Here is a 25,592-nt window from a genome sequence, read left to right as displayed (position 1 = left end):
CCTGATCTAATTATCAATTTAGTTTCACTTATGAGAATATCGAACGAATCCTGTGCTGCAAGGGAATTGCCGTGTCTACCATCAACAAAGCCAAGCTCACCGAAACTGACATCATCACCAAGTTTATTCTGCCTGCCGTCAAAGAGGCCGGGTGGGATGATCTGACCCAGATCCGGCAGGAGGTGAAGCTGCGCGATGGCAAGGTGGTGGTGCGTGGCCAGATGGCGGCACGCAAGAAGGTCAAATCCGCCGATATCGTGCTCTACCACAAGCCGGGATTGCCGCTTGCGGTGATCGAGGCCAAGGCTAACAAGCATGAGATTGGCAAGGGGATGCAGCAGGGGCTCGACTACGCCAGCCTGCTGGAAGTGCCCTTTGTTTTTGCCTCCAATGGCGATGGCTTTGTGTTTCACGACAAGACAGTCGATCTGGCATCTGGTGCAGCGCTGGAAAGCGAGATCCGCCTGGAAGAGTTCCCCACTCCAGCCCAGCTATGGGACAAATACTGTGCCTTCAAGGGGTATCTGCCCGCTCACCTGCCGGTCATCACCCAAGATTACTACTCGGATGGCAGCGACAAGTCGCCCCGCTATTACCAGCTGCAGGCCATCAATAAGACGGTCGAGGCCATTGCCGCTGGTCAGCCCCGGGTGTTGCTGGTGATGGCGACCGGCACCGGCAAGACCTACACCGCCTTCCAGATCATCTGGCGGCTGTGGAAGGCGGGCGCAAAGAAGCGCATCCTGTTTCTGGCGGATCGCAACATTCTGGTCGATCAGACCAAGACCAACGACTTCCAGCCCTTCGGCACGGCCATGACCAAGGTGACGGGGCGCACCGTCGATCCGGCCTATGAAATTCACCTTGCTCTCTATCAGGCACTGACCGGGCCGGAAGAGTCGCAGAAGGCCTACAAGCAGGTGCAGCCCGACTTCTTTGATCTAATCGTTATCGACGAGTGTCATCGCGGCAGCGCCGCCGAAGATAGCGCCTGGCGCGAGATCCTCGAATATTTCTCGTCGGCCACCCAGATTGGTCTCACGGCTACCCCCAAGGAGACCGATACCGTCTCCAACACCGACTACTTCGGCGAGCCTGTCTACAGCTATTCGCTCAAACAGGGCATAGAGGATGGCTTTCTGGCCCCCTACAAGGTGGTGCGGGTTGATATGGATGTGGATCTGCAGGGCTGGCGGCCGACCAAGGGGCAGCTCGACAAGCAGGGGAACGAGATAGCGGATCGCATCTATAACCAGAAGGATTTTGACCGCACCCTGGTCATCGATGAGCGCACCCAACTGGTTGCCCAGACCCTGAGCAACTACCTGAAAAAAACCGATCCTATGGCCAAGACCATCGTCTTCTGCAACGACATCGACCATGCCGAACGGATGCGCCGCGCTCTGGTCAATCTCAACCCCGAGCAGGTTGCCAAGAACGATAAATACGTCATGAAGATCACCGGCGATGACGAGATCGGCAAGGGGCAGCTGGATAACTTTATCAACCCCAAGAAGGCCTATCCGGTGATTGCCACCACCTCGGAGCTGATGACCACAGGCGTCGATGCCAAGACCTGCAAGCTGGTGGTGCTGGATCAGAACATCCAGTCCATGACCAAGTTCAAGCAGATCATCGGTCGCGGCACCCGAATTGATGATAAGTACAACAAGCTATGGTTCACCATACTCGACTTCAAGAAGGCCACCGAGCTGTTTGCCGATCCGCGCTTCGATGGTGTGCCCGAAGGCGTTGTCGTTACCAACCCTGACGATATCAACCATCCGGATGACGACTTGGGCGATAGCATTGATGGCTCAGATCCGCTGCCGGGTGATGACGCGGCCGAAGGCACCGAGTCTGCCGACGATGGGGAAGGCGAGGGTACGCAAGAACCTTCAGGCACCTATGATCCCGGCACTTATCCGCCTGGCTCGGGTGATATGGGCGACTGGGGTGAGCCTGGCGGCGAGCTGCCCGAGGTACGCAAGTTTTATGTCAATGGGGTGCCGGTCAAGGTGATTGCCGAGCGGGTACAGTATTACGATACTGACGGCAAGCTGGTGACCGAGTCCTTCAAGGATTACACCCGCAAGACCCTGCTCAAGGAGTGCGCCACCCTCGATGCCTTTATCAAGCGCTGGCAGTCGGCCGAGCGCAAGCAGGCCATCATCGACGAGCTGGAGCAGGCCGGGGTGCTGTGGCAGGTGCTCAGTGCCGAAGTCGGGCAGGAGCTCGATCCCTTCGACCTTATCTGCCATGTGGTATACGATCAGCCTCCGTTGACCCGTCGTGAACGGGCGGATAACGTCAAGAAGCGCAACTACTTCACCAAGTACAACGAGACGGCCCAACAGGTGCTGGCCACCCTGCTCGACAAATATGCCGATCAGGGCGTGGCCGAGATCGAGACCAAGGAGGCGCTCAAGGTGGCTCCCTTTACCGAGCTGGGGCGGCCGCTGGAGCTGGCGAAGAAGGGCTTTGGCAGTCCCAAGGCCTTTGAAGAGGCGATCACCGAGCTGGAAGCCGAGATCTACCGCCAGCCCGCTTGACCCATACCCCATAACAGGAGCGGCCATGCTGCAGGACTCTTCCCTGAGCCTGGCCCTGTTTTTTTAACGCATTCGAGTAATAACGAGCCCTATGTCTTCCATCACGTCAGTTATCAAATCCATTCAGGACATCATGCGCAAAGACGCCGGTATCGATGGTGATGCCCAGCGTCTGGGCCAGCTCTCCTGGCTGCTGTTTCTCAAGATCTTCGATGCCCAGGAAGAGGAGCTGGAGTTCGAGCAGGATAACTACCGCCTGCCCATCCCCGAGCGTCTGTTATGGCGCAACTGGGCAGCCGATGCCGAAGGGATCACCGGCGATACCCTGCTCGATTTCGTCAATAACGACCTGTTCGACTCGCTCAAGAATCTGCCCGTGCAGATCGATCTCAACCCGCGCGGCTTTGTGGTTAAAGAGGCCTTCAGCGATGCCTTCAACTACATGAAAAACGGCACCCTGCTGCGCCAGGTGATCAACAAGCTCAACGAGATCGACTTTGGTGACTCCAGCGAGCGCCACCTGTTTGGGGATATCTACGAACAGATCTTGCGTGACCTGCAAAGCGCGGGTAATGCCGGTGAGTTCTATACCCCTCGGGCCGTGACCCGCTTTATGGTGGATCGGATTGACCCCAAGCTGGGCGAGCGCATCATGGATCCGGCCTGTGGCACCGGCGGCTTTCTGGCCTGCGCCTTCGATCATGTCAAAAGCCGTTATGTGAAGACGGCAGCCGACCATCAGACCCTGCAGCAGCAGATCCTCGGGGTCGAGAAGAAGCAGCTGCCGCACCTGCTCTGTACCACCAATATGCTGCTGCACGGCATCGAGGTGCCGGTGCAGATCCGTCACGGCAACACCCTGAACAAGCCGCTCTCCAGCTGGGATAGCGATATCGATGTGATCGTCACCAACCCGCCCTTTGGCGGCACCGAAGAGGATGGCATCGAGCAGAACTTCCCGGCGGATCTGCGTACCCGCGAGACGGCGGATCTGTTTTTGCAGCTGATCATCGAAGTGCTTAAAGATAAGGGCCGCGCCGCCGTGGTACTGCCCGATGGCACCCTGTTCGGCGAAGGGGTAAAGACCAAGATCAAGCAACTGCTGACCCAGGAGTGCAACCTGCACACCATAGTGCGCCTGCCCAACGGCGTGTTTGCCCCCTATACCGGCTCAAGACCAATATCCTGTTCTTTACCAAGGGGCAGCCGACCCAAGAGGTCTGGTTCTACGAGCACCCTTATCCGGATGGGGTGAAGAACTACAACAAGACCAAGCCGATGAAGTTCGAGGAGTTCGCTGCCGAACAGGCGTGGTGGGGCGACGAGGCGGATGGCTTTGCCGCCCGCGTGGAGAACGAGCAGGCGTGGAAGGTGAGCATTGACGAGATCATAGCTCGCAACTTTAACCTGGATATCAAAAATCCCCATGTCGGCGAGCAGATAAGCCACGATCCCGACGAGCTGCTGGCCCGTTACGCCACCGAGCAGGCCGAGATCCAGCAACTGCGCGACCAGCTCAAGGGCATCCTGGCTGCGGCGCTGGGTAAGGGGGCCTGAAGATGGAGGCAACCAGTCAGGATATCGCCATCTTTGAAGGTTCTGCAGGCGAAGTGGTCGTTACCGTTGGCCAGGAAACGGTCTGGCTGACGCAAACCCAGATGGTGACGCTGTTTGAACGGGATCAGTCGGTTATCTCCCGACATGTTCGCAATCTGTTTCAGGAGGGCGAGCTTCCCGCTGCAGGCAATATGCAAAAAGTGCATATTGCTGGCAGTGACAAGCCGGTCACCCTTTACTCGCTGGATGTGATCATCTCGGTGGGGTATCGCGTCAAATCGCCCCAGGGTGTGCGTTTTCGCCAATGGGCGACTCGATTGCTCAAGGAGCATCTGCTCAAAGGCTATACCCTGATCCGCCTGATGATCAATATGCTGACCCCAAGCCCTACGGAATTGCCGCTATGACACTGATTGAATCCTTAATCACCGACCATCTGGATCTGTGGAGTAGCGCGGTACGCCCCAAGAGCAGCGCAGGTCGTGGCAGCAATAGCAAGCTGGAACTGACCGGTATCAAGAAGCTGCGCGAGCTAATTCTGGAGCTGGCCGTGCGCGGCAAGCTGGTGCCGCAAGATCCCGACGATGAACCCGCCTCGGTACTGCTGGAGCGCATCGCTGCCGAGAAGGCGCGGCGGGTAAAAGAGGGCAAGATTAAAAAAGAAAAGGCTGTATCAAGTATCTCTGAGACAGATTGGCCAATATCTCGACCTAAAGGATGGGCCTTTGAGCGATTTGCTAATGTGCTAATAAATCGAGATTTTGAACGAATCCCTCTGTCTGTTACGGAAAGAGAGAAAAGGAAAGGTGACTATGATTATTACGGTGCATCTGGAGTTATAGATAAAATTGATGGGTATTTATTTGATAAGCCTTTGCTGTTAATTGGTGAAGACGGCGCAAATCTTATAAATAGATTAACCCCAATAGCTTTTATTGCTAGAGGTAAATATTGGGTCAACAATCATGCTCATGTGCTTGATGCTATTAGTGAAGAGTTGCTGATGTATGTTTGTTTGCATATCAATGTAATTTCTTTAGAGCCCTATGTTACAGGCACAGCTCAACCCAAAATGAATCAAGCAAAAATGAATGAGATTTTGCTTGGGATTCCTCCAGTTGCGGAGCAGAAGAGAATTGTCGCTAAAGTCGATGAACTGATGTCCCTCTGCGATCAGCTAGAGCAGAAAAGCGAGGCATCACTGGCGGCCCATCAGACGCTGGTCGAGACCCTGCTGGCCACCCTGACCGAGAGTGCCGACAGCGGCGAGCTGGCGCAAAACTGGGCGCGGCTGGCCCAACATTTCGATAGCCTGTTTACCACCCAGAGCAGCATAGACGCCCTGAAACAGACCATTCTGCAACTGGCGGTCATGGGCAAGCTGGTGCCGCAAGATCCCAACGATGAACCCGCCTCTGTGTTGCTGGAACGCATCGCTGCCGAAAAGGCGCAGTTAATCAAAGAGGGCAAGATTAAAAAAGAGAAGCCCCTGCCGCCGATTAGCGAAGAAGAAAAACCCTTTGCCCTGCCGGATGGGTGGGAGTGGTGTAGGTTTGGTACTGTCGTAACTACTCGTCTTGGTAAAATGCTTGATAATGCCAAAAACAAGGGAGAGCAGTTGCCCTATTTAAGAAATACTAATGTTCAATGGGGACGCTTTGAACTTGACGATATAAAACTCATGCGAATTGAGGAGAGTGAAAAGGAGGAATTTCGTGTTAATTATGGCGATTTACTGATTTGTGAGGGCGGTGAGCCAGGTCGATGCTCTATTTGGAAAAACCAGAAAGATGAAATGTACTTTCAGAAAGCATTGCATAGAGCACGACCTTTTCCTGGTTTGTTAGCTGAATATCTACAGTTGTGTTTAACTGTTGATGCCACAAGTGGAACTCTGGATAAATACTTCACTGGTGCGACAATAAAACATTTTGTTGGGACAAAACTTTCCCAATATGTAGTGCCTATCCCACCAGAAAGGACGCAAATTAAAATTATTGCCAAAGTCGATGAACTGATGTCTCTTTGCGATCAGCTTTCCGCCCGCCTGCAAGCCAGCCAGACCACCCAGCTGAACCTCGCCGAGGCGCTGGTTGAGGGAGCCTTGAACTAAGGGCCTGACTCTTATACACAAATACCCTGCGGCATACTGGCTAAAATTTCCTTCCCCTTAGTTCAAGGGGAAGGCTGGGATGGGGTTTTGCATTGATCCTAGATTGACAGATGAGAATACATAACACCAATAAAATCAATGACATATATCATATTGTTTTTATTGGGTATTTTATATCTATATGATTTTATTGGTTTTTTAATGTCTCCTTGGGCAGCCCTTACCTGCATCCCCCTTTGCAAAGAATGGGAGGAACAACCCCACCCAGCCTCCCCTTGAAAAGGAGAGGGGTCGTTCGGAACACTTTTAGACATTTATCTCATCAGACAGCCCAAGATCTGTATAAGAGACAAACTGAGGACCGATGCGACCCTGTCAGTCGCGGTGAGCGAGGCGGCAGGAGTGCAGAAAATAAGAACCCCAGCGTAAGTTGCAAAGCAACCAAGAGGCCGGGGTAGTGTTGTCGACAAAATTAGGGTTCATTGACGGAGCTGTCAAACGCTTTGTCTCACAGTGCGATTGCAGAGGCGTCTATAAAGGGCATGGGCAAAGCCTGTGCGTAGATAGGGGTTAGGCTGGCCGCGCCCTCCGAAAAGGACGGGGCCGTAACTCCTTCCACACTGACGCCAGAGGCTGGTAGACGAGCTGTACGAAGGCTAAGTGTTGTCATCGAATTTGGCAACTGTCTCGTACCATCATGGCCGTGCTGCGCTGTGCCTGGAAACAAAGAACCCCTGAGCAGCGATATTGCCGAAGCAACATTACCGACAGGGGCCGTGTTGTCGATAAGACTAGTGATCATGGATGGTGCGGTCAAACATTTTATCTCGCGGTGGTCACTGTGGGTTAACCATTCGTTATTAACTGTAGAGATGGTCGCATGGAACCGGCTCAGCAATGAGTCCGGAGACGCTTGACACACAATTGGACGGACTAACAGGGAAGGATGTCTATGTTTCTGTTTCCGCCGGTAATGCTGTACAAGTGGCTGGGTTATTGCTCCGAGGGAGATTTTTTCCACCACCTATTTTGGGTGGGTAAAAAATACCATTCGCTAGAGAAAATACCTGAGCCAAAAACCCTCAACACTCAGTTTGCGAGATCCCTCCGAGGCCAAGAAAGCACTCAGTTCGGCCTGCGCCATGGATGATGCCCCCAGGGCCATGGCGAGAGCATGAACAGATCCTGATCACACTTTTGTGGGCTTTGTGTCGTGAAACATGGGCAATCCAGCTCGTTTAAGCATCGCGCCTCTTTAATAAATATGATCTACATTCTTTCATGATCTTGCCCTGTGTTAATACCCAGTATCTTATTTGCTGACCATCTTGCAAAAATGATAAACAAAAGGGCAAAGAGATATGAAATTGTAATTAATAACATTCTAAGAGGAAGAGCAAAACTCCCCGATCCCCAGTGCCAGACAATGAATGCAGAGAGAACAAAAAACAATGCAATCGACCGTTTTGCATTTAAAAAAGTCGATGCAATCAAGGCAGGTGACACAATGAGAAAACCTATCCAAGATACAATGCCAAGACCAACACCTTTAGATCTTGGAACGTAATTCGAATAATAATAAACATAGCCTGCTCTATGAGCAGCATAAAATATTACAATTGCCATTGCGGCAATAAATATCAGTAAAAGAACAGAATTAATATTTCCACTGCGCATAACAGTTCCTTTCAGAAGCAATAATCGGAGTTGATAGTGTTGAAGGAGATACAGCATTGACGGTTTCAGTCACCTGTGCTGCTGGATAGTTAGCCGAACCAGGCTCAACATGAAAAGAGTATTTCTTTTTTGCATAAAGGGCACCACGTAAAACAAAATAGTTATCGTATGTATTTTCTGCGTCATAGTTACCCTTAACATACTCTACAGGGTCACCAGCGCCAAATTTCAAACCTAGCTCAACAACTTTTTCTACGCTTCTAAAAGTCCTGTACATATCGATGGAAAATGGAATTTGTCCGATTGCATCAGTCCAGTATGGAATACCCTCTATCATGCTTAAAAGAAATCCATCACCACCATCTCTTCTTCTCTTCCAGTCTCCCGGCATGAGTTGAAAATATGATACTGCACTACGGATAACAGACGATGCTCTGTCTATTTCATGCCACGTGAAATTTCTGTATGCGTTTCTCGTGTAATCTTTATCATTGAGGCATATCAACTCTCGATAGTTATCCGCGAGCGGCTCAAACCATTGATACTGATATTTGTCGTATAGCGTTTGTGCCGTCACGAATCTCAGTCCTTCTCCCGGCGCTCGCAATACTGCGCGGCTTGGCATGTGGGGCAAGCGAGTCACCCACTCTGGCCGCGGGCTTGTTGTCGATGATGATGTCTTGGGATCCTGTAATGATCGGCGTGGGGGGGAATCCATCGTGGTCTGTGCCAATATCCCCTATCGTGGCGGCCTTGTTAGACATGCTTGCTCCTGACTAGCTAGTTGTGCCGAATAGTTGATCACCCATCACTGGGACGAGGCTACGGCGTGTCTATGTGTGCTTCCTCGTCGGTGTAACATAATTAGGAGCGGTTATTTAGTGAGACTCAAAAACCGGCTTCTTCCCTATTTCACATCATTTGGATTCACTTGAGAAGCTGTCAGGATAGGCGGTGGCGTTGCCATCGATAGCCGCGCAGGGGAAGGGCATCGGTTGGCGTCAATGCAGTTCGCCTAGAGTTTACTGGACAACAAAACAGACACTCTGCGTCACGATTCTTTATAATATCCACCCTTTAGGGGTGGTGGGGGCATGGCCCGCTGGTCTGTCTGGCCGCTGATCTACTTGGTCGCTGATCTGCCTGGCTGAGTAGTGGGCCTCCTGGTTGAAAAACGGACATGTGAGAAATGGATATGCATACTCTCGAGCAGTTGCGTTCGGGTGCGTTGAGCGGTGCTCGCCACTTGAAACTAAGTGAAAATCTCACCTCCTTTCCCCTGGAGATCCTGAGCCTGAAAGATTCGCTGGAAGTGCTGGATCTGACCGGCAACCAGCTCTCCGAGCTGCCCGATGCGCTGGCCGAGTGCCGCAAGCTGCGCATCATTTTCTGCTCCGAGAACCACTTTACCCACTTGCCCGAGGTGCTGGGGTCTTGCCCGGCACTGACTATGGTTGGTTTTAAGGCCAACCGCATTCGCGAGGTGTCTGCGGCCGCTTTACCTGCCAATTTGCGTTGGCTGGTGCTGACGGATAACCAGATAGCAGCGCTGCCCGAGGCGCTGGGGCAGTGTCAGCAGTTGCAAAAGTTGATGCTGGCCGGTAACCGGCTCGAAAGCCTGCCAGCGAGCCTGGCCAATTGTCACCGTCTTGAGCTGGTGCGTCTGGCGGCCAACCGGCTGACCGAGTTGCCCTCCTGGCTGCTGGCGTTACCGCGTCTGAGCTGGCTGGCGTATGCCGGTAACCCCTGCTGCGAGCCGTCTCGGCGGAGTGAGGCGGTGACGACTATTCCGTGGGGCGAGTTAACGCTGGGGGCTCAGCTTGGTGAGGGGGCCTCGGGTCGGATTATCTCGGCCAATTGGCAGCAGGCGAGCTCTCTTCAGCCGGTGGCGGTGAAGTGCTTCAAGGGGGAGATGACCAGTGATGGCTTGCCACAGAGCGAGATGGCGGCGTCCCTGGCGGCGGGTCGTCATACTGGCTTAATCGAGCTGGTTGGCGAGATCGCCGATCATCCCGCAGGCATGGCGGCCCTGGTGATGGCCTTGATTGAGCCGGAGTTTTCCCCCCTGGCCGGGCCACCGAGTCTCGATTCCTGTACCCGAGATGTCTACCACGCCGGATTTGTCCTGACGCTCCCGGCCATGCTGGGCATAGCCCAAAAGGTGGCCTCGGTGGCCGCGCATCTGCATGGTCGCGGCATACTGCATGGCGATCTCTACGGCCACAATATTCTGCACGATGAGCGGGGAGGGGCCTTGCTCGGTGACTTTGGTGCTGCCTCGCTTTACGCGCCGGGCAGTCCGTCGGGAGCGGCGCTGGAGCGTCTGGAGGTTCGCGCCTTCGGCTGTCTGCTCGAAGAGCTGATGGCCCACTGCGCTCTGCCTGCGCCCTTGCGCGAGGCGCTGAGTGTGCTGATGCATGAGTGTCTGCGGGAGGTTCCGGCTACCAGACCCGATTTTGCCAACGTGGATGACAGGTTACAGCAGATGGCCAGTTCAGCATCTGTTTCACAGCATCTCGGTGTGGCAGCAGAGACCGAGTTAGAACTCAATAGTTGATAACCATACCATTAATACCATTAGTCGCGATCTGGGTCAGTATCCAGGCCATCCAGCGTCAGTTGGGTTGGGGGTGAAGAGGGGGGCTCAGCGGCTGGCCGCCGTTTGCGACGCGCCCGATCGCGGCATAGGCGCATCACCTCCAGCTGCTGGGCGTTAGTCATCTGCTGCCAGTCAAAGCGCTCCTGTCGCGAGCGGTAGCAGCCGAGGCAATAACCACGCTCGTCACTTTGACAGACACCGATACAGGGGCTGGTCAGCTCGAACAGCTCCAGCTGTTCGCTAGATTGAGACGGCAGCCCCCTGCTCATGGTTAACGCACCACGACGGCGGTACCACTGATGCTGACCATCAGCATGCCGCCATTGGGGCCCACCACCTCATAGTCCAGATCTATGCCGACTACGGCATTGGCGCCAAGGGCTGCTGCGCGCTCGGAGAGCTCGCCCATGGCGATCTCCCGGGCCTTGGCCAGCTCTTTTTCATAGGCACCGGAGCGGCCGCCTATGATATCGCGAATGCCAGCAAAGAGATCTTTGAAAATGTTGGCGCCGAGTATGGCTTCACCAACGACTATGCCGCGATAGTCGATGATCTGTTTGCCTTCCAGAGTGGGGGTGGTGGAGAGGATCATGCACAAGCTCCTGGACTGAAATAGTGTCAAGGCAGCATAGCAGGGTAAACCAGGAAGAGAGAAGCGGGCGTGGTTGGCTTGGGGTTTTGCTATGGGATAAAAAAAGCGCAGGAATGACCTGCGCTACAAACGGGGTAAAGAGGTTAGTTCAAGCCATTAATCCAGCAGCTTGCGATGTAGACGTTGGATGATCTCCTCCGCCTGGTTTTCAGAAACCAGGAAGCAGAGATTGTGGGCACTGGCGCCGTAGCAGATCATGCGAATGTTCACATCATCCACGGCGGCAAAGACCCGGCTACCGGCGCCGCTGACGGCACTCATCTGGTTACCAATGAGCGCGACCAGCGCCAGATCATATTCCACCTTGACCTTACACAGGGCGCCGAGCTCAGCCAGCAACTCTTCACTCAGCATGGACTTGCCGTTGGACTGGCTGCCGGTGTGATCCAGGGTCAGGGCGACGCTCACTTCTGAGGTGGTGATGAGATCCACCGAGATGCGATGACGTGCCAGTATGGAGAAGACTTCGGCCAGGAAACCACAGGCACCCAGCATGTTGGGGCTTTGCAGCGTCAACAATACTTGATTGCGACGCAGGGCAATGGCGCGGAACAGGGGGGTGGATTCGGTGCTGGAGCGCACCCAGGTGCCACCTGCGGCCGGATCCTTGCTGGAGCCGACGAAGACCGGAATGTTACGGCGCACGGCAGGTTGCAGTGTGGAGGGGTGCAGCACCTTGGCGCCGAAGGTGGCCATTTCCGCCGCTTCGGCGAAGCTGATCTCGGGGATGGGGCGGGCGCTCTTCACCATGCGCGGATCCGTGGTGTAGATACCGGGCACATCGGTCCAGATCTCCAGCTCAGCCACATTCAGCGCCTCGGCCAGCAGGGCGGCGCTGTAGTCGCTGCCGCCACGACCGAGTGTGGTGGTTTGGCCTTCGGCATTGGCCCCGATGAAGCCTTGGGTGATCACAAAGTGATCCGCCAGCAGGGGGGCCAACTCCTGTTGTGCCAGGCTGCGCAGGGCTTCGATGGCCGGGGTGGCCTTGCCAAAGCGACTGTCAGTACGCATCACCTTGCGCACATCAAACCACACCGTCTTGTGCCCTTGCTGGTTCATCAGTTCGGCGAAGAGACGAGTTGACATCAGCTCGCCCTGGGCGACCATCCGATCCACCAGGGCGGTATCGCTGGCCACACTGGCTTGGGCGGCCAGATCTCGCACTTCGTCGAGCATGTCACGAATGGTCTGGGTCAGCGCAGCCGGTTGGCCCAGCGCCTCGAGTATGTGGAACTGAATGTCGGTGAGGCGTTGTAGCCGCTCTTCGCGTCCGGCGGCGTCGAGAGCGCCTTGTGACAGTTCAACCAACAGGTTGGTGACGCCGGCGCTGGCGCTGAGCACGACCACGCGGGTCTTGGGATTGGCGACAACGACCTGGACACAACGGCCCATGGCCTCGGCATTGGCGACACTGGTGCCACCAAACTTGGCTACGCAAAGCTGGTTCACTGCTGAACTCCTGAAAACGTAAAAATGTGTTTATAACAAGTGCGATGACGAGCAAGAGGCGTGGCTATACGGCGGGAAGACGATTCCTGCCAGAAGCACTTCACCCTTAGGTGACAGCCCGAGGGATTCAGCCCTCGCAGCCGACATCCCTGTTTCCAGTAACAGGGGTGTCTCGGCGTTGCTCCCCCTCCTCGATGTTCTGCGGATACGGGATCCTCACATCGACTACCTGGGCAACGCGCCTCTTCTGGTCCCCGCTAGGCGGGGTTTATCCAACAACAAATACCTGTTTGAACTGCCAGCTGTCAATCGATTATCTCGACTTCAGTCGGAAATAGTGAATGTAACCGGCACCAGAAAGCCATTTCAAAGTGTGATCGAGTCTGTGGTTTTTTGTTAACCATGTGAAAACTATCGCCGATTATGTGAACTGTTACACGAATCAGGGCCGGTCGGCACTGTTATAGTAGCTCCCGTGGAAACCAGAAATCTCCATTGCCAAAACGGGGCCGGTAACTTTGTCGGCCCCGTCTTTTTTTGTCTGCTTTTTAACTTTTATATAGTTTTCAACAAGATCTTTGAACGGCGCTGGTAGTTATACAGCTTCTGCTTCGCCACCGGCAGGTCACTCACCTCAACCGGTTCGAACCCTCTTTCCCGGAACCAGTGAATGGATCGAGTTGTTAACACAAACAACTTCTGAATGTTCTGCCGCCGGGCATGCTCCTCTATCTTGGCTACCAGGCGATCACCGCGGCTGGAGCTGCGGTATTCCGGGTGTATGGCCACACAGGCCATCTCGGCCATGGCCTCCTCCGGGAAGGGGTAGAGGGCGGCGCAGCCGATCACCATGCCATCACGCTCTATGATGCTGAAGTGTTCAATCTCCATCTCCAGCTGTTCGCGGGAACGGCGTACCAGTATGCCATCCTCTTCCAAGGGCCGGATCAGATCCAGTATGCCGCCGATATCGTCTATGGTGGCGGCGCGGGCCTGTTCAGCGCTTTGGCGCACTATCTGGGTGCCTATGCCGTCACGGGTGAAGAGTTCTTGCAACAGGGCACCATCTTCCTTGTAACTGACCAGATGGCAGCGAGGGACACCGGCGCGGCAAGAGGCAATGGCGGCGCGGAAGTAGCGGGCTGTGCCTGAGCTGTCTTCGCCTTGTTGTTCCAGGGCGCTCAGATACTCCTCTGCCTGTTCTGGGAAGAGTTCGGAGACGACTTGCCCAGATTGGCCGATAACCCCTTGCAGTGAGCAGAAGGAGATCAGTTTGTCGGCCTTTAGGTAGATGGCGACCTGAGCGGCTATCTCCTCGGCGTTGACGCTGAAGCTCTCTCCTGTGACTGAAAAGCCGATGGGGGAGATGAGGACTATGGCATTTTGCTCCAACTGGCGACGGATACCCTCCACATCAACCCGACGGACCTTGCCGCTGTGGCAGTAGTCGATACCGTCTTCCACACCCATGGGTTGGGCGGTAACGAAGTTGCCACTGACCACATTGAGCTTGGCGCCTTGCATGGGGGTGTTGATAAGACCCATGGAGAGCCGGGAGGTGATCTCCAGCTGTTGCCCGCCACACACCTGTTTGATGATGCGGAAGCTGTCGCTGTCAGTGACTCTGGTCAGCTTATGGAAGCGAGAGCGAATGCCGGCTTGGGCCAGGGCGCTGTCGATCTGGGGACGGGCACCAAACACCAAAACCAGATGAATCCCCAGACTCTGCAACAAGGCTATGTCTGAGACGATATCGTTGAAATTCTCGTCGGCAATGGTTTCGCCACCAATCATGATGACAAAGGTCGACCCTCTATGATGATTGACATAGGGGGTTGAGTGGCGAAACGCATTAACCAGCACTGCATCTCTTTCGCGAACCATTGAATTATCCTTGCCGAACCTTGCGGTAAAAAGAGAGTATATGATCGTGAAAAACAGGGCGGGCTGCAAGTATAAATAATCAATAAAAGTGATTTTTTATGTTGTTGGCCTGGGTGGGGGAAATAACGGCAGCCAGGTGGTCGCTAACCGACTGCCCTGTGTGACACAAGCTTACGTGGCGGCAACCCCTGTGTGTAGCAGCCGATGATTTATGGATCTCACTCGCAAGCATCTTGGCTCTGTCGGCAAGACAGGGCAAACTAGCCTGGGTGAGATTCCACGACCAGATATAAGGGATACAGGGATGTTCAGCAAACAGGTCAGTTTCATCGTCGATAATAAGGGGCAACGGCGGGCGGCTGTGGTGCCGATCGAGATCTATGATGAGCTGATGACCTTGCAAAAGGCGTTGGCGCACAATGCCCCTGGTGAGCGCGAGCGTTACTACTTCAGCGTCAAGGGGGCTGCGGCGACTGGTTACCCGGTCGGCCAACGCCACAAGCCTGGGTTTGTGGTGCTGGCGGGCTCCACCGTCAACAGCGAGCAGGCGGATTCCCTGCGAGAGGCGGTGATCGAGTTGCGTCAGGCTTTACTGGCCAAGGGGGTTCTCGAGACACAGGCTCAGGGCTATCGCTTTGTTCAGGATCAGATATTCAACAGCCCCAGCTTGGCCGCTAGCCTTATCGCCGGTAACAACCGTAGCGGCCTGGATGCCTGGAGCAACCAGGATGGATTTACCCTCAAGCAATCCGGATTTGGTAAAAAAGAGTAGGTTTTACCTTGAGGGTCCGAGAAAACGCCCAGCGTTAAACAACGCTGGGCGTTTTCTTTTTGGCCGGTAGACTGATATTTTATACAGTATAATTTATCTATCCACTCTGACCTGAGTCTGCCCATGTCACTTCGCCTCTGCTCCAGACTCCCCCTCCTTACTGCGCGGGTTGGTGCATCATGACCCGCTCCTGGCTGGTGAGTGGTCTCCAGGGTTTTATCTTGACTCGCCAGAGCCAGGATTGCCTACGTGATTCGAAGGAGAGTAACGAGATCCAGCTCTGGCTGGCGACCGAGTCGGGGCCGGTCAAGGTGTGCATAGCCGATGAGCCCCTGTTTTTCTATCTGCCTCAAGGCCAGCAGCGACAGGCTGTGGCTCTGCAGCAGCAGCATGGGCTCCATGGTTGGTTGCGGGCTCACCCTCTGCACACCTTTTTTGCTCAGACAGTACAGGCCTGTTGCTTCGCTACTTTGGCCCGCTACCACAGGGCCGTCGAGCTGCTGACCCTCCATGGTATTTCGCTGTATGAGGCAGATATTCGCCACGTGGATCGCTATCTGATGGAGCGATTCATCACCGGTGGCGTGGCGGTTTCCGGCCGCATGCGACAGTGTGCCGGTTACCGAGAGCTAGTGGCTGACCAGGTTACTCCTGCCGATGTGGTTCCCTCTTTTCGTGTGCTCTCTTTGGATGTGGAGTGTGCGCTCAGCGGTGAACTGTTCTGCATTGGCCTGCAGTTGAGCCTGGCGGGGCAGCCTCCCCTTGAGCGGGTGTTAATGGTGGGAGAACCCCGGCCTTATGATGAACCCTTCAGCATAGAGTGGGTGGCTGATGAGCGGCAATTACTGCTGGCCCTGGAGCGTCAGCTACTGGCGCTGGATCCGGATCTCATCATTGGCTGGAATGTGGTGAATTTCGATTTTCGGCTACTGATCCAGCGAGGCGCGCTACACCATTTACCCATGCGCTGGGGGCGTGGTGGAGCCAAGGTTCGTTGGCGTGAGGGGCGCGATGAGCGCCAGGGGCAAGTGCTGCTAGCCGGGCGTGTGGTGCTGGATGGTGTTGCGACGCTCAAATCGGCTACCTGGCAGTTTGACAGCTACAGCCTGGAAGCCGTGGCGCAGCAGTTGCTCGGGCGTGGCAAGCAGATCGATGACGTCGATGGCCGAGCCGAGCAGATAGCCAAGCTGTTTGCCTGCGATAAGCGAGCCCTGGCGCGCTACAACCTGGAGGATTGTCGCCTGGTGACGGCGATCTTCGACCACTGCCACCTGCTGGCGTTTGCCCGTTTGCGCAGCCAACTGACGGGCCTGGAGCTGGATCGCTATGGCGGCTCCGTGGCCGCTTTCTCGCATCTTTATCTGCCTCGCCTGCATCAGCGGGGCTATGTGGCCCCGAATATGGATAGCGTGCTGGGTGCTCCCTCTCCGGGGGGCTATGTGATGGACTCCCGGCCCGGCCTCTATCGCCATGTGCTGGTGCTCGATTACAAGAGCCTCTATCCCAGCATCATACGTACCTTCGGTATCGACCCTCTGGCGCTGATCCTGGGGCTGGCCGAAGAGAGCGCGGCAGACGAGATCGCACCAGATGAGATCGCTAACCCGAGCCGCACAACGACTCCCGGCTATTTGGGGGCGCGTTTTAGCCGCCAGGAGCCCATTCTGCCTGGACTCATTGCCCGACTGTGGGCTGAACGGGATAAGGCCAAGGCCCAGCAGGATGAGGCGCTCTCCCGGGCCATCAAGATCCTGATGAACTCCTTCTATGGCGTGCTGGGCTCTCAGGGCTGCCGCTTCTTTGACCCTCGGTTGGCCTCCAGCATCACCTTGCGTGGCCATTGGCTGATGCAGGAGACACGCAAGCTCATCGAGGCGGCAGGTTATAGCGTCATCTATGGGGATACCGATTCGCTTTTCGTCTGGTTACCAGAGTCGGTCAGCGAGCTCCAGGCCTGTACCATTGGGGAGACGCTGGCTCAGGAAGCCACAGCCTACTGGCGGCAGAGGTTAGCGACTGAGCTGGGGGTCGACTCCTGCCTGGAATTGCAGTTTGAGCGCCACTATCGCCGCTTCTTGATGCCGACCATTCGCGGCACTGAGGTGGGCAGCAAGAAGCGCTATGCAGGGTTGGCCGGGGAGGGCGCTCAGGAGCGGTTGATCTTCAAGGGGCTGGAGACGGTACGCAGTGACTGGACTGAGCTGGCCAAACAGTTTCAGCAGGGGCTCTACCAACGGATATTTCATGATGAGGATCCCGGTCCCTTCATCGCTGAAACTATACGTCAGACCCGGGCTGGCGAGCGGGATGACGCACTCATCTACCATAAGCGGTTGCGACGTCGCCTGGCTGACTATGAAAAGAATCAGCCCCCCCACGTCAAGGCGGCGCGTTTGGCCGATGAAGCATTAGTGCGGCAGGGACTGCCCCCCCGCCACCAACACAGGGGGCGCATCTCCTATCTGATGACCACCCAGGGGCCTGAGCCTGTGGCGTGGCAGCAGCATCCTCTGGACTATGAGCACTATGTACAAAAGCAGTTGCGGCCCATCGCCGATGGCATATTGCCGTTCATCGGCCACCATTTTGATGAGTGGGCCGATGATCAACTCTCGCTGTTTTAACACGGCGGCCCTGCTTGGCTAGCCGCCGGCCAATTTGACCTTGAAGCCAGCCTTGATGAGCTCTTCCTGGATCAGATCCCGCTTATCGCCCTGAATTTCGATGATCCCCTCCTTGATGGCACCCCCGGTGCCACATTTCTTCTTCAACAAGGTGGCCAACTCTTTCTGACGCTCGGCAGGAACGCCGTGAATGGTGATGACGCCCGCTCCTTTGCGCCCCTTGTTCTCCCGGCGTAGACGCACCACACCATCATCAGGAAAGGGGGAGGCCGAAGCGGGGGCTTTGTTGCTGGGTTCAGGGACAAAGCCGCTGGCGGTAGAGTAGACCAGGCGAGAGTTGGGATCAGACATGATAAGGCTCCTCAATACTGGCCAGGAGTATAGCCAGAGCGAGAGATAAAAAACTGCTTTATTTTATGGTTATTCGCTCTATAATCGATTTAGTGATAATCGTTATCAATAAGATTGTGGGTGCGGCATATGCATTTAAGTGATATTCAACCGGGCCAATCAGCCCGTATTTTGAGTCTTGGGGCCTTGGATGCTCCGGTACGACGCAAGCTGATGGCCATGGGCTTGCTGCCCTGCAGTGAAGTGCGTTTTATCTGTGCCGCCCCCTTGGGTGACCCACTGCAGATCACCACGGGGGGGATCACCCTCTCGGTGCAGAAAAAGTTGGCCATGCAGATTGAGGTAGAGAGCCTATGAGCTGGAATTTGATGACGGTTGGCAATCCCAATAGTGGTAAGACCTCGTTGTTCAATGCCTTGACCGGGGCCAACCAGCAGGTGGGTAACTGGAGTGGGGTTACGGTTGATAAGAAGAGTGGCCACTTTGCTCAAGGGGATGAGGCATATCAGTTGATGGATTTGCCAGGCATCTATGCCCTGGAGAGCCGTGACAGCTCCATCGACGAGCAGATAGCTTTTCGCTATGCCATGACCCACAAACCCGATCTGGTGATCAATGTCATTGATGCGACATCGTTAGAGCGCTCCTTACTCCTGACCCTGCAGCTGCGTGAGCTGGGTCTGCCGTTGCTGGTGGTGTTGAACAAATACGATGTAATGCATAAGCGTCGCCAATCCATAGATACCCAGGCCTTGGCCAAGGTGCTGGGTTGTCCAGTGGTAGCGTTGTCGGCCTACCATCGCAAAGAGATCCTGGCGCTCAAGAGTCAGTTGCCCCAGCTCATCGCCCAGACCAGTCGTGAGCCACTGGTACTGGATTATGGCACTGTGATTGAGGCGGCGGTCAGCCAGTTACAACCGCAGATCCAGCACCCGCATCTGGCGGCGCGGGGCTGTGCCCTGCGTTTACTGGAAGGGGATCCGGTACTGGACGAAGCCTTGCTGTTGGCTGATGCCCCGGAGATAGCCGCGCTGGTGCAACGCACCCAAGCTCAGGTGGATATGGACTTGAGCCTGGCCGATGTCCGCTACGGTTTTATCCATGAACAGGCTCGTCCTTGCGTCACTCAGCATGGAAAGTTGGGCATCAAAGGCTCAGAACGTCTGGATAATATTCTGCTCAACCGCTGGATAGGGATCCCGTTTTTTCTCGGGGTTATGTACCTGATGTTCCTGTTTGCCATCAATGTGGGTAGTGCCTTCATCGACTTTTTTGATGTGTTGGCCGGGGCCTTGTTTGTTGATGGCCCAAGACACTGGCTGGGCTTATTGGATACTCCGGAGTGGTTGATTTCGGTGGTGTCGGATGGTGTCGGCAGTGGGATGCAGACGGTGGCAACCTTCATCCCGGTGGTCGGTTTTCTGTATTTGTTTCTGGCGGTACTCGAAGCGTCTGGCTACTTGGCGCGGGCGGCATTTGTGGTTGATCGGCTGATGCAAAAACTGGGATTACCGGGAAAGGCCTTCGTGCCCATGCTGATGGGGTTTGGCTGCTCGGTCCCTGCTTTCATGTCAGCCCGGACGCTGAACGCCGAACGTGAACGCCTGATGACCACAGCCATGGCGCCTTTTATGTCCTGCGGCGCTCGTCTGCCGGTGTATGCCTTGTTCGCGGTCGCCTTCTTCCCGCAATCAGGGCAAAACGTGGTGTTCTTGTTGTATCTCATCGGTATTGCGATTGCTGTGGTGACGGGTTTGGTGCTGCGCAAGACTTTACTGCCCGGGCACAGTGAGTCCATGGTGATGGAGATGCCGGACTATGAAGTCCCGCGGCCAACCTATGTGCTGATCAAGACCTGGCATAAGCTGAGCAGCTTCGTGCTGGGGGCAGGCAAGACCATTGTCATCATGGTAGCGGTGTTGAACCTGTTCAATTCCTTGGGCAGCGATGGCAGTTTCGGCAACCAGAATACCGATAAGTCACTGTTGAGCCAGGCGGCGGCATTTTTAACGCCTGTGTTATCCCCATTGGGTGTACGTGAAGATAACTGGCAAGCCACAGTCGGTATTGCTACCGGTATTTTTGCTAAAGAGGCGGTCGTGGGCACGCTCAACAGCCTCTATCAGTCCCCGGCAGATGACGAGGGTGCTGAGTTCAGTCTGATCGACTCATTCAATGAGGCGGTGGCGACCATTCCGGCTAACCTGGCTGCCATTAATCCGTGGGATCCTGTTGGTCTGGAGTTGGGAGATCTGCAGGACCAATCTGCCATGGCGGAGTCTCAGGAGGTAGACTTGTCGACCTTCGCCAACATGCAGACCCATTTTGATGGTCAGGTGGGTGCCTTTGCTTACTTGCTGTTCATTTTGCTCTACATGCCCTGTGCAGCAGCCATGGGCTCCTTGATCCGGGAGTCAGGCCGCAACTGGGCTATTTTTACCGCCATGTGGTGCAATCTGATGGCGTTCATGATCTCTTCGCTCTATTACCAACTGGCAACGTTCGCCGCCCATCCGGCCCAGAGTATGGCTTGGGTGGCGTTTTATACCATGGTGGCGGTGCTAACCTGGTGGGGTATGCATCGCAAGGGCAACATACTGGCACGCAAGGTGGTATTGGTATGATAATTCGTGAATTGGGCACTCTGCTGGCAACCAGAGGACGCATGACCAGGCTGGAGTTGGCTCGCCACTTCCAGGCCTCGGAAGAGGTAGTGGAGGCCATGTTGGGGGTGTGGATGCGCAAAGGGCGCATTCGCAAATCCCAGGCGGCTGGTTGTGCGGGGAGTTGCTGCGGAGCCCGAGCCGAGTGCTACTACGAGTGGTTACCAGAGGGGCAGATAGGCCTGATCCTGCACTCTTAGCGTCTACGCTCTGCTAATGAAATCGCCCGCTGACTGCGGGCGATTTCATTTTGGCGTTATAATCCGAGGCTGTTTGTTAAGGAGAGTTGCCATGACAACGCTTGCCATCCTATCGGATATTCATGGCTCGGCCACGGCCCTGGAGGCCACCCTCGAGCGTCTGCACCCTTTCGCCCCTGATTATTACCTCTTGCTGGGGGATCTGCTCAATCATGGCCCGCGCAATCCGGTGCCACAGGGGTATGCCCCGGCTCGGGTGGTTGAGCTGCTCAACCCGCTTAAGCGGCGCATCATAGCGGTACGGGGCAATTGTGATAGCGAAGTGGATCAGATGCTGTTCGAGTTTCCCATCATGGCCCCCCATAACTATTTGCTGTTATCACAAGGGCGCCGTATCTGTCTGACGCATGGTCATCTCTATCAGCTGGAACAGTTGGCGCTGGCACCTGGGGAGTTGCTGCTCTCTGGCCATTCTCATGTGGCTGGCATTCGCTGTGATGAGAGCGGGGTTATCTGCATGAACCCTGGATCCATCACCTTTCCCCGGCAGGGCGAGGCCAGCTTCGGCCTCTATCAGGATGGGGAGTTGCTGATCATGAGTGTGGCTCAGGGCTCATCTCTGCAACGCTACACTTGGGAAGAGTAGGAGTTGGAGTCAGCTACGCGATGAGCTCTTGTGAGCGATGCGCCAGGGATGAGTGAGCAGGGCATCAAGCTGGGGATCTCTGGGCGCATTCGTCAGATAGGCCAGAAAGAGGCTACGACTCAAGGCGGGGGCCCCCTCGACCAGATGCAATTCGCCTTCACGGATGAGACTGGCAACCGCCGGATGGGGCAGGTAGGCCACACCACCATGGCGCTTCAGGTGTTGGATCGCCTGACGCAAGGAGGGGGTCACCAGCACCGGGGCTTGGTTCTGCAGCTCAGTTGGCAGTGGCGTGTTGGAGAAGATGGCCTGGTTTTCCACCATGACCCAGGGCTGCTGAGCCACTTGTGACATCAACAGACCCGCTTGGCGACTGACCAGGCAGAGCGGGTATTCGGCGAAGGGGCGAACCGTGACCTCTTCAATCTTGCTCGGCTCGCCGAGGATGGCCAGATCCAGAGTGCGCTCCAGCAGTTGACGGCACAACTGCTCCCGATTACCCAGCTCCAGTCGCAGATGATGCTGGGGCGATTGCTCGAACCAGTTATCCAGCCACTCCTGCAGCCCTAATTCCCAGCAAAACAGGGGGGCACCAATGGCCAGTTGATGGCGGTTGGCTCCCTGCTGCACCAGCTCTTGCTTGGCGCGTCCCAGGGTTTGCAGTATGGATTCGGCATAGGGGAGCAGGCGCTCTCCAGCCAGCGTCAGTTGGATGTTGTTGCGATGGCGGGCAAACAGGGACACCCCCAACTGCTGCTCCAGTTGCCGAATGCGGAAACTGACAGCGGATTGGGTCAGATAGAGGGTTTCTGCCGCGCGGCCAAAATGTCGGGTTTTACTGACCTCGATAAAGGTGCGCAGCAGATCCGTATCCATTAATCCAGGGATTCCTCAACGGCTTCGAATGGACCGTCATCGGTCGCATTACCCCCTGACGTGCACAGGCGGTGTACTCGGCGTGGGCCTATCACCTTCAGGTATTTAAACCATACCTTGGCGAAGTTATTACCCGCGGCCTCTCCTGATTTCACCTGCTCGATGAACGCCCTCTCGATCTCATCTTGAGGCTCACGTTTGCCTTGGTAAAGCTCGAGCATCACGTGACCGCACTGCTCCAGAGTATTGGCCTCGGCCACGGTGAACTCACCGCTACGACGCAGGCCGCGAGGGAAATGTTGGAAGTCATTAAAACGCTTGTCTGATTCAAAGCTCATGATGGTCAATACTTTTGTTGGTTGTCCTATCGCCGGGAAGTATGTTCAGCCTGTAGCAGAGTTAAAAATCGAGTTTTTTCATTTTACGATAAAAACTTTTTATCGCTCGATGATTTGCTGCTTGCCTGCCCAATTGTATGGGCATGACTCGTTCGAACCGACCGATTCTGCCGGTAAAAGCAGCAAAAATCAGAACTTGCCAAGGGCGTCCCGATAAAAATTAGTAGAAAAAAAGCCGATGGCATAGGTTCAGCGATCGGATTTTTCCATGATGCGCTGCAGTAAATCCCCCTCCAGCAGCGCCCGCTTGACCAAAGCAACACCGCCAATGGTGGCCTGGGCTTGAAAATGAGCCCGTGCTATGGGCAGGTTTTTATGAAAACTGGGCAATGACTGCTGTGCTATGCAGCGCTGGATAGCCGGAAATAAAATGGTCTCGGCGGCCACTATTTCGCCCGTCAGCAGGATCTTTTCCGGATTGAAGAGGTTGACCATGATGGCAATGGTGCGCCCCAAGTATTCACCCACCTCAGTGATGACATGGCGGGCCAACTCATCCCCTTGCGTGGCGGCTTGGCAGATCTGCTCTATGGTAAGCGCCTCCGCTTTGAGGCAACTGACATGGCCCTGCAGCAGCAGCGCTTGAGCCTGCTCGACTATGGCAGGGTTGGCGGCAATGGTTTCCAGGCAGCCAAAGTTACCGCAGTGGCAGCGTCGGCCAAAGGGCTTCATCTGAATGTGCCCAATCTCGCCCACGTTGCGGTTTTTCCCGAGCAGTACCCTACCGTTGCTGATGATGCCTGCGCCCGCACCATTATGGACGCTGATGAGGATAGAGTCCTGGCAGTCGCGGGAGGCGCCGAAGTAGTGTTCGGCCAGAGCCAGGGAGCGGGTGTCATTGCCGAGGAAGACGGGGAGGGCAAAGTGCTCGCTCAACAGGGCGCCTAGCGGGAGTTGGTGCAGATCCAGTCTAGGCATATAGATCACCTCACCGGAATCGGGGTTCACTAGCCCAGGGAGGGTAATGGCCAGTGCCAGGGGCGCCTGACCCTGCGCAGCGTGTTGCTGCTGCAACTGGCTGATGGCCGAGATGAGCTGCGTCAGGATCGCCTCATTGCCGGTCACCTGGATGCTCTGCTCCACATGCACCACTTCGTTACCGTTCAGATCGCATAGGCTCAGATGCAGGGTGCGCCGACCCAGGCGACAGGAGATGAAACGCAGGCGATCTCGCACTGTGGTCAACGAGATGGCGCGACGACCGCCGGTGGACTCCTGCAGAGCAACCTCGCTGATGAGGTCGTGCTCCAGTAGCTGGCGAGTGATCTTGGTAATGCTGGCGGGGGCCAGTTGGCTTATATCGGCCACCTGGATCCGGGAGATGGGCCCGCGCTCGTCAATCAGGCGATAAACAGCGGCTGTATTGACCTGTTTGACCAGATCTATGTTGGCAATGTGTCCTTCCGTCATAGGGGCTTATGCTCTTGGTAGTGTCCGTTGACCAAAGTGGCATGAACTCGATAGTTGTCATCGAATATCACCAGATTGGCGATCTTGCCTGGGGTGATACTGCCCAGCTCACTATCGATGCCGATGGCGCGGCTGGGATAGAGGCTCGCCATGCGCAGGGCTTCGTCCAGCGGCAGCCCCACTTGCGCTACCAGATTGCGCACTCCCTCAATCATGGTGAGGGCTGAGCCGCCGAGCGTGCCATTGGCATCCACACACTGGCCGTTGCGATAGAAGACGGTCGCGCCACAAAAATCGAAGTGATCAAATCCGTTGGCGGCCCCTGCGGGGGCGGTGGCATCGGTGACGAGACAGAGGCGATCCCCCAGCAATTTGTGGGCTAGACGCACATTGGCGGGGTGAACGTGATGACCATCGACTATGATGCCGGCGTAGATGTCATCTCTGTCATAAATGGCGCCCACTACGCCAGGCTCTCGACCATTTAGGGTGGGCGTCATGGCGTTATAGAGGTGGGTGGCAAAGCGGATCCCCGCGGTAAAACCGGTCATGGCCTGATCGTAAGTCGCCGCACTGTGGCCGATAGCAACCAGTATGCCCGCGTCGGTGAGGCGCTGAATATGGCTGGGCTGATTGGTCTCGGGGGCTAGCGTGATCTTGGCAATCCAGGGCGCCTGTTCACACAGATAGTCGATCATTTCCGGTGAGGGTGTGCGGATCAGGCTCTGTGGATGGATCCCCTTGCGCTGTGGGTTGGTGTAGGGCCCCTCCAGGTGAAGCCCGAGCACCTCATGGGGGCGGCGCTGCATGTAGTCACGGGTGGCCTCGATCGCCGTGCGCATCTCCTCATCGTGGGAGGTGATGAGCGTAGGCAAGAAGCTGGTGGTGCCAGAACGCAGGTTGGCTTCCTGCATCTGCTCAAGGGTCGTGACGGTGGGAGCTTGATTGAACATCACACCACCACAACCATTGAGTTGCAGATCGATAAAGCCGGCGCTCAGATGGGCGCCGCCCAGATCATGAGTGGGGATCCCTGCCGGGCATGCGTGCTGCGGCAGCAAAGCGGCGATCCGCTCATCTTGGATCAACAAGGCATGGTCATGCAGTACGCCATCCTGACCATGGATGGTGCCATTAACCAGCGCAAAGAGGGTCTTTCCTGCCATATT

General features: G+C 55.6%; 24 protein-coding genes and 1 riboswitch. Of the genes, 12 read left to right on the top strand and 12 right to left on the bottom strand.

Going from position 1 to position 25,592, the window contains the following annotated elements; all coding sequences use genetic code 11:
• The first annotated feature begins 71 nt into the window (after positions 1-71).
• The 5 genes from hsdR to ACZYTD_RS09705 all read left to right on the top strand — a co-directional run bounded on the left by hsdR (position 72) and on the right by ACZYTD_RS09705 (position 6,222).
• Positions 72-2,552 carry an EcoAI/FtnUII family type I restriction enzme subunit R gene (hsdR, locus tag ACZYTD_RS09725; protein WP_463891619.1) on the top strand — a complete coding sequence of 827 codons (2,481 nt, stop codon included), beginning with the start codon at positions 72-74 and terminating at the stop codon, positions 2,550-2,552.
• Between the two features lie 91 nt (positions 2,553-2,643).
• Complete coding sequence (locus ACZYTD_RS09720) at positions 2,644-3,807, top strand: N-6 DNA methylase (protein ID WP_463891618.1); 1,164 nt, start codon at positions 2,644-2,646, stop codon at positions 3,805-3,807.
• Positions 3,735-4,109 carry an N-6 DNA methylase gene (locus tag ACZYTD_RS09715; protein WP_463891819.1) on the top strand — a complete coding sequence of 125 codons (375 nt, stop codon included), beginning with the start codon at positions 3,735-3,737 and terminating at the stop codon, positions 4,107-4,109. Before ACZYTD_RS09720 ends, ACZYTD_RS09715 begins: the two co-directional genes overlap by 73 nt.
• Positions 4,110-4,111: 2 nt before the next feature.
• Positions 4,112-4,516 (top strand): RhuM family protein, encoded by a 405-nt coding sequence (gene rhuM, locus ACZYTD_RS09710; protein WP_463891616.1) that lies wholly within the window; start codon positions 4,112-4,114, stop codon positions 4,514-4,516.
• Positions 4,513-6,222, top strand: coding sequence for a restriction endonuclease subunit S (locus ACZYTD_RS09705; RefSeq protein WP_463891614.1), 1,710 nt, complete (start codon positions 4,513-4,515; stop codon positions 6,220-6,222). Before rhuM ends, ACZYTD_RS09705 begins: the two co-directional genes overlap by 4 nt.
• A gap of 1,269 nt (positions 6,223-7,491) precedes the next feature.
• Here ACZYTD_RS09705 and ACZYTD_RS09700 read toward each other — a convergent pair.
• Genes ACZYTD_RS09700 through ACZYTD_RS09690 form a run of 3 tightly spaced genes read right to left on the bottom strand, consistent with a single transcriptional unit; the run spans position 7,492 to position 8,663 of the window.
• Positions 7,492-7,899 (bottom strand): hypothetical protein, encoded by a 408-nt coding sequence (locus tag ACZYTD_RS09700; protein WP_463891612.1) that lies wholly within the window; start codon positions 7,897-7,899, stop codon positions 7,492-7,494.
• A complete protein-coding gene (locus ACZYTD_RS09695; RefSeq protein ID WP_463891611.1) occupies positions 7,880-8,476 on the bottom strand; it encodes a hypothetical protein in 597 nt (198 codons plus the stop codon). Before ACZYTD_RS09695 ends, ACZYTD_RS09700 begins: the two co-directional genes overlap by 20 nt.
• Positions 8,430-8,663, bottom strand: coding sequence for a PAAR domain-containing protein (locus tag ACZYTD_RS09690; protein ID WP_463891609.1), 234 nt, complete (start codon positions 8,661-8,663; stop codon positions 8,430-8,432). The genes ACZYTD_RS09695 and ACZYTD_RS09690 overlap by 47 nt, the downstream gene beginning before the upstream one ends.
• A gap of 431 nt (positions 8,664-9,094) precedes the next feature.
• On the opposite strand from ACZYTD_RS09690, the gene ACZYTD_RS09685 reads away from it, so the two are divergent.
• The gene (locus ACZYTD_RS09685) at positions 9,095-10,456 is read left to right on the top strand and encodes a leucine-rich repeat-containing protein kinase family protein (RefSeq protein ID WP_463891607.1); all 1,362 of its coding nucleotides are present in this window, start codon (positions 9,095-9,097) and stop codon (positions 10,454-10,456) included.
• Positions 10,457-10,476: 20 nt separating this feature from the next.
• Here ACZYTD_RS09685 and ACZYTD_RS09680 read toward each other — a convergent pair whose 3' ends face one another.
• The 4 genes from ACZYTD_RS09680 to argA form a co-directional block, all read right to left on the bottom strand.
• Complete coding sequence (locus tag ACZYTD_RS09680) at positions 10,477-10,767, bottom strand: DUF1289 domain-containing protein (protein ID WP_463891605.1); 291 nt, start codon at positions 10,765-10,767, stop codon at positions 10,477-10,479.
• 2 nt (positions 10,768-10,769) lie between these two features.
• Positions 10,770-11,090 (bottom strand): heavy metal-binding domain-containing protein, encoded by a 321-nt coding sequence (locus ACZYTD_RS09675; protein ID WP_463891604.1) that lies wholly within the window; start codon positions 11,088-11,090, stop codon positions 10,770-10,772.
• 156 nt (positions 11,091-11,246) lie between these two features.
• Positions 11,247-12,599 (bottom strand): lysine-sensitive aspartokinase 3, encoded by a 1,353-nt coding sequence (lysC, locus tag ACZYTD_RS09670; protein WP_463891602.1) that lies wholly within the window; start codon positions 12,597-12,599, stop codon positions 11,247-11,249.
• Between the two features lie 85 nt (positions 12,600-12,684).
• A riboswitch (Lysine riboswitch) is annotated at positions 12,685-12,854 on the bottom strand.
• 300 nt (positions 12,855-13,154) lie between these two features.
• Positions 13,155-14,483 (bottom strand): amino-acid N-acetyltransferase, encoded by a 1,329-nt coding sequence (argA, locus tag ACZYTD_RS09665; protein WP_463891601.1) that lies wholly within the window; start codon positions 14,481-14,483, stop codon positions 13,155-13,157.
• Positions 14,484-14,787: 304 nt separating this feature from the next.
• Between argA and ACZYTD_RS09660 the strand changes: the two genes are divergently transcribed.
• Entirely contained in the window at positions 14,788-15,255 is a 468-nt protein-coding gene (locus ACZYTD_RS09660) for a DUF4357 domain-containing protein (protein ID WP_463891599.1), read from the top strand.
• Positions 15,256-15,434: 179 nt separating this feature from the next.
• Positions 15,435-17,879, top strand: a complete 2,445-nt coding sequence (locus ACZYTD_RS09655) for a DNA polymerase II (RefSeq protein WP_463891597.1) — start codon at positions 15,435-15,437, stop codon at positions 17,877-17,879.
• Between the two features lie 18 nt (positions 17,880-17,897).
• Here ACZYTD_RS09655 and ACZYTD_RS09650 read toward each other — a convergent pair whose 3' ends face one another.
• A complete protein-coding gene (locus ACZYTD_RS09650; RefSeq protein WP_463891818.1) occupies positions 17,898-18,233 on the bottom strand; it encodes a stress response translation initiation inhibitor YciH in 336 nt (111 codons plus the stop codon).
• 126 nt (positions 18,234-18,359) lie between these two features.
• On the opposite strand from ACZYTD_RS09650, the gene ACZYTD_RS09645 reads away from it, so the two are divergent.
• The 4 genes from ACZYTD_RS09645 (at position 18,360) to yfcE (ending at position 21,739) form a co-directional block, all read left to right on the top strand.
• Entirely contained in the window at positions 18,360-18,587 is a 228-nt protein-coding gene (locus ACZYTD_RS09645; RefSeq protein ID WP_463891595.1) for a FeoA family protein, read from the top strand.
• Positions 18,584-20,854, top strand: coding sequence for a Fe(2+) transporter permease subunit FeoB (feoB, locus tag ACZYTD_RS09640; protein ID WP_463891593.1), 2,271 nt, complete (start codon positions 18,584-18,586; stop codon positions 20,852-20,854). Before ACZYTD_RS09645 ends, feoB begins: the two co-directional genes overlap by 4 nt.
• Positions 20,851-21,093, top strand: coding sequence for a FeoC-like transcriptional regulator (locus ACZYTD_RS09635; protein ID WP_463891592.1), 243 nt, complete (start codon positions 20,851-20,853; stop codon positions 21,091-21,093). Before feoB ends, ACZYTD_RS09635 begins: the two co-directional genes overlap by 4 nt.
• A 91-nt stretch (positions 21,094-21,184) precedes the next feature.
• The gene (gene yfcE, locus ACZYTD_RS09630; RefSeq protein WP_463891590.1) at positions 21,185-21,739 is read left to right on the top strand and encodes a phosphodiesterase; all 555 of its coding nucleotides are present in this window, start codon (positions 21,185-21,187) and stop codon (positions 21,737-21,739) included.
• 9 nt (positions 21,740-21,748) lie between these two features.
• Here the strand turns inward: yfcE and hdfR are convergent, their stop codons facing one another.
• From hdfR to nagA, 4 genes are all read right to left on the bottom strand, one after another.
• Complete coding sequence (hdfR, locus tag ACZYTD_RS09625) at positions 21,749-22,615, bottom strand: HTH-type transcriptional regulator HdfR (protein WP_463891588.1); 867 nt, start codon at positions 22,613-22,615, stop codon at positions 21,749-21,751.
• On the bottom strand, positions 22,615-22,953 hold the full coding sequence (locus ACZYTD_RS09620; RefSeq protein WP_463891586.1) for a MaoP family protein: 339 nt from the start codon (positions 22,951-22,953) through the stop codon (positions 22,615-22,617). Before ACZYTD_RS09620 ends, hdfR begins: the two co-directional genes overlap by 1 nt.
• A 249-nt stretch (positions 22,954-23,202) precedes the next feature.
• Complete coding sequence (locus tag ACZYTD_RS09615; protein ID WP_463891584.1) at positions 23,203-24,423, bottom strand: ROK family protein; 1,221 nt, start codon at positions 24,421-24,423, stop codon at positions 23,203-23,205.
• Complete coding sequence (gene nagA, locus ACZYTD_RS09610) at positions 24,420-25,589, bottom strand: N-acetylglucosamine-6-phosphate deacetylase (RefSeq protein ID WP_463891582.1); 1,170 nt, start codon at positions 25,587-25,589, stop codon at positions 24,420-24,422. Before nagA ends, ACZYTD_RS09615 begins: the two co-directional genes overlap by 4 nt.
• Positions 25,590-25,592 lie beyond the last annotated feature (3 nt).

The sequence above is a fragment of the Pseudaeromonas sp. HNCC25DJ180 genome (assembly GCF_055413345.1).
Note: the sequence above shows the minus strand (reverse complement) of the source record. Positions and strands in the feature narration are given on the sequence as shown.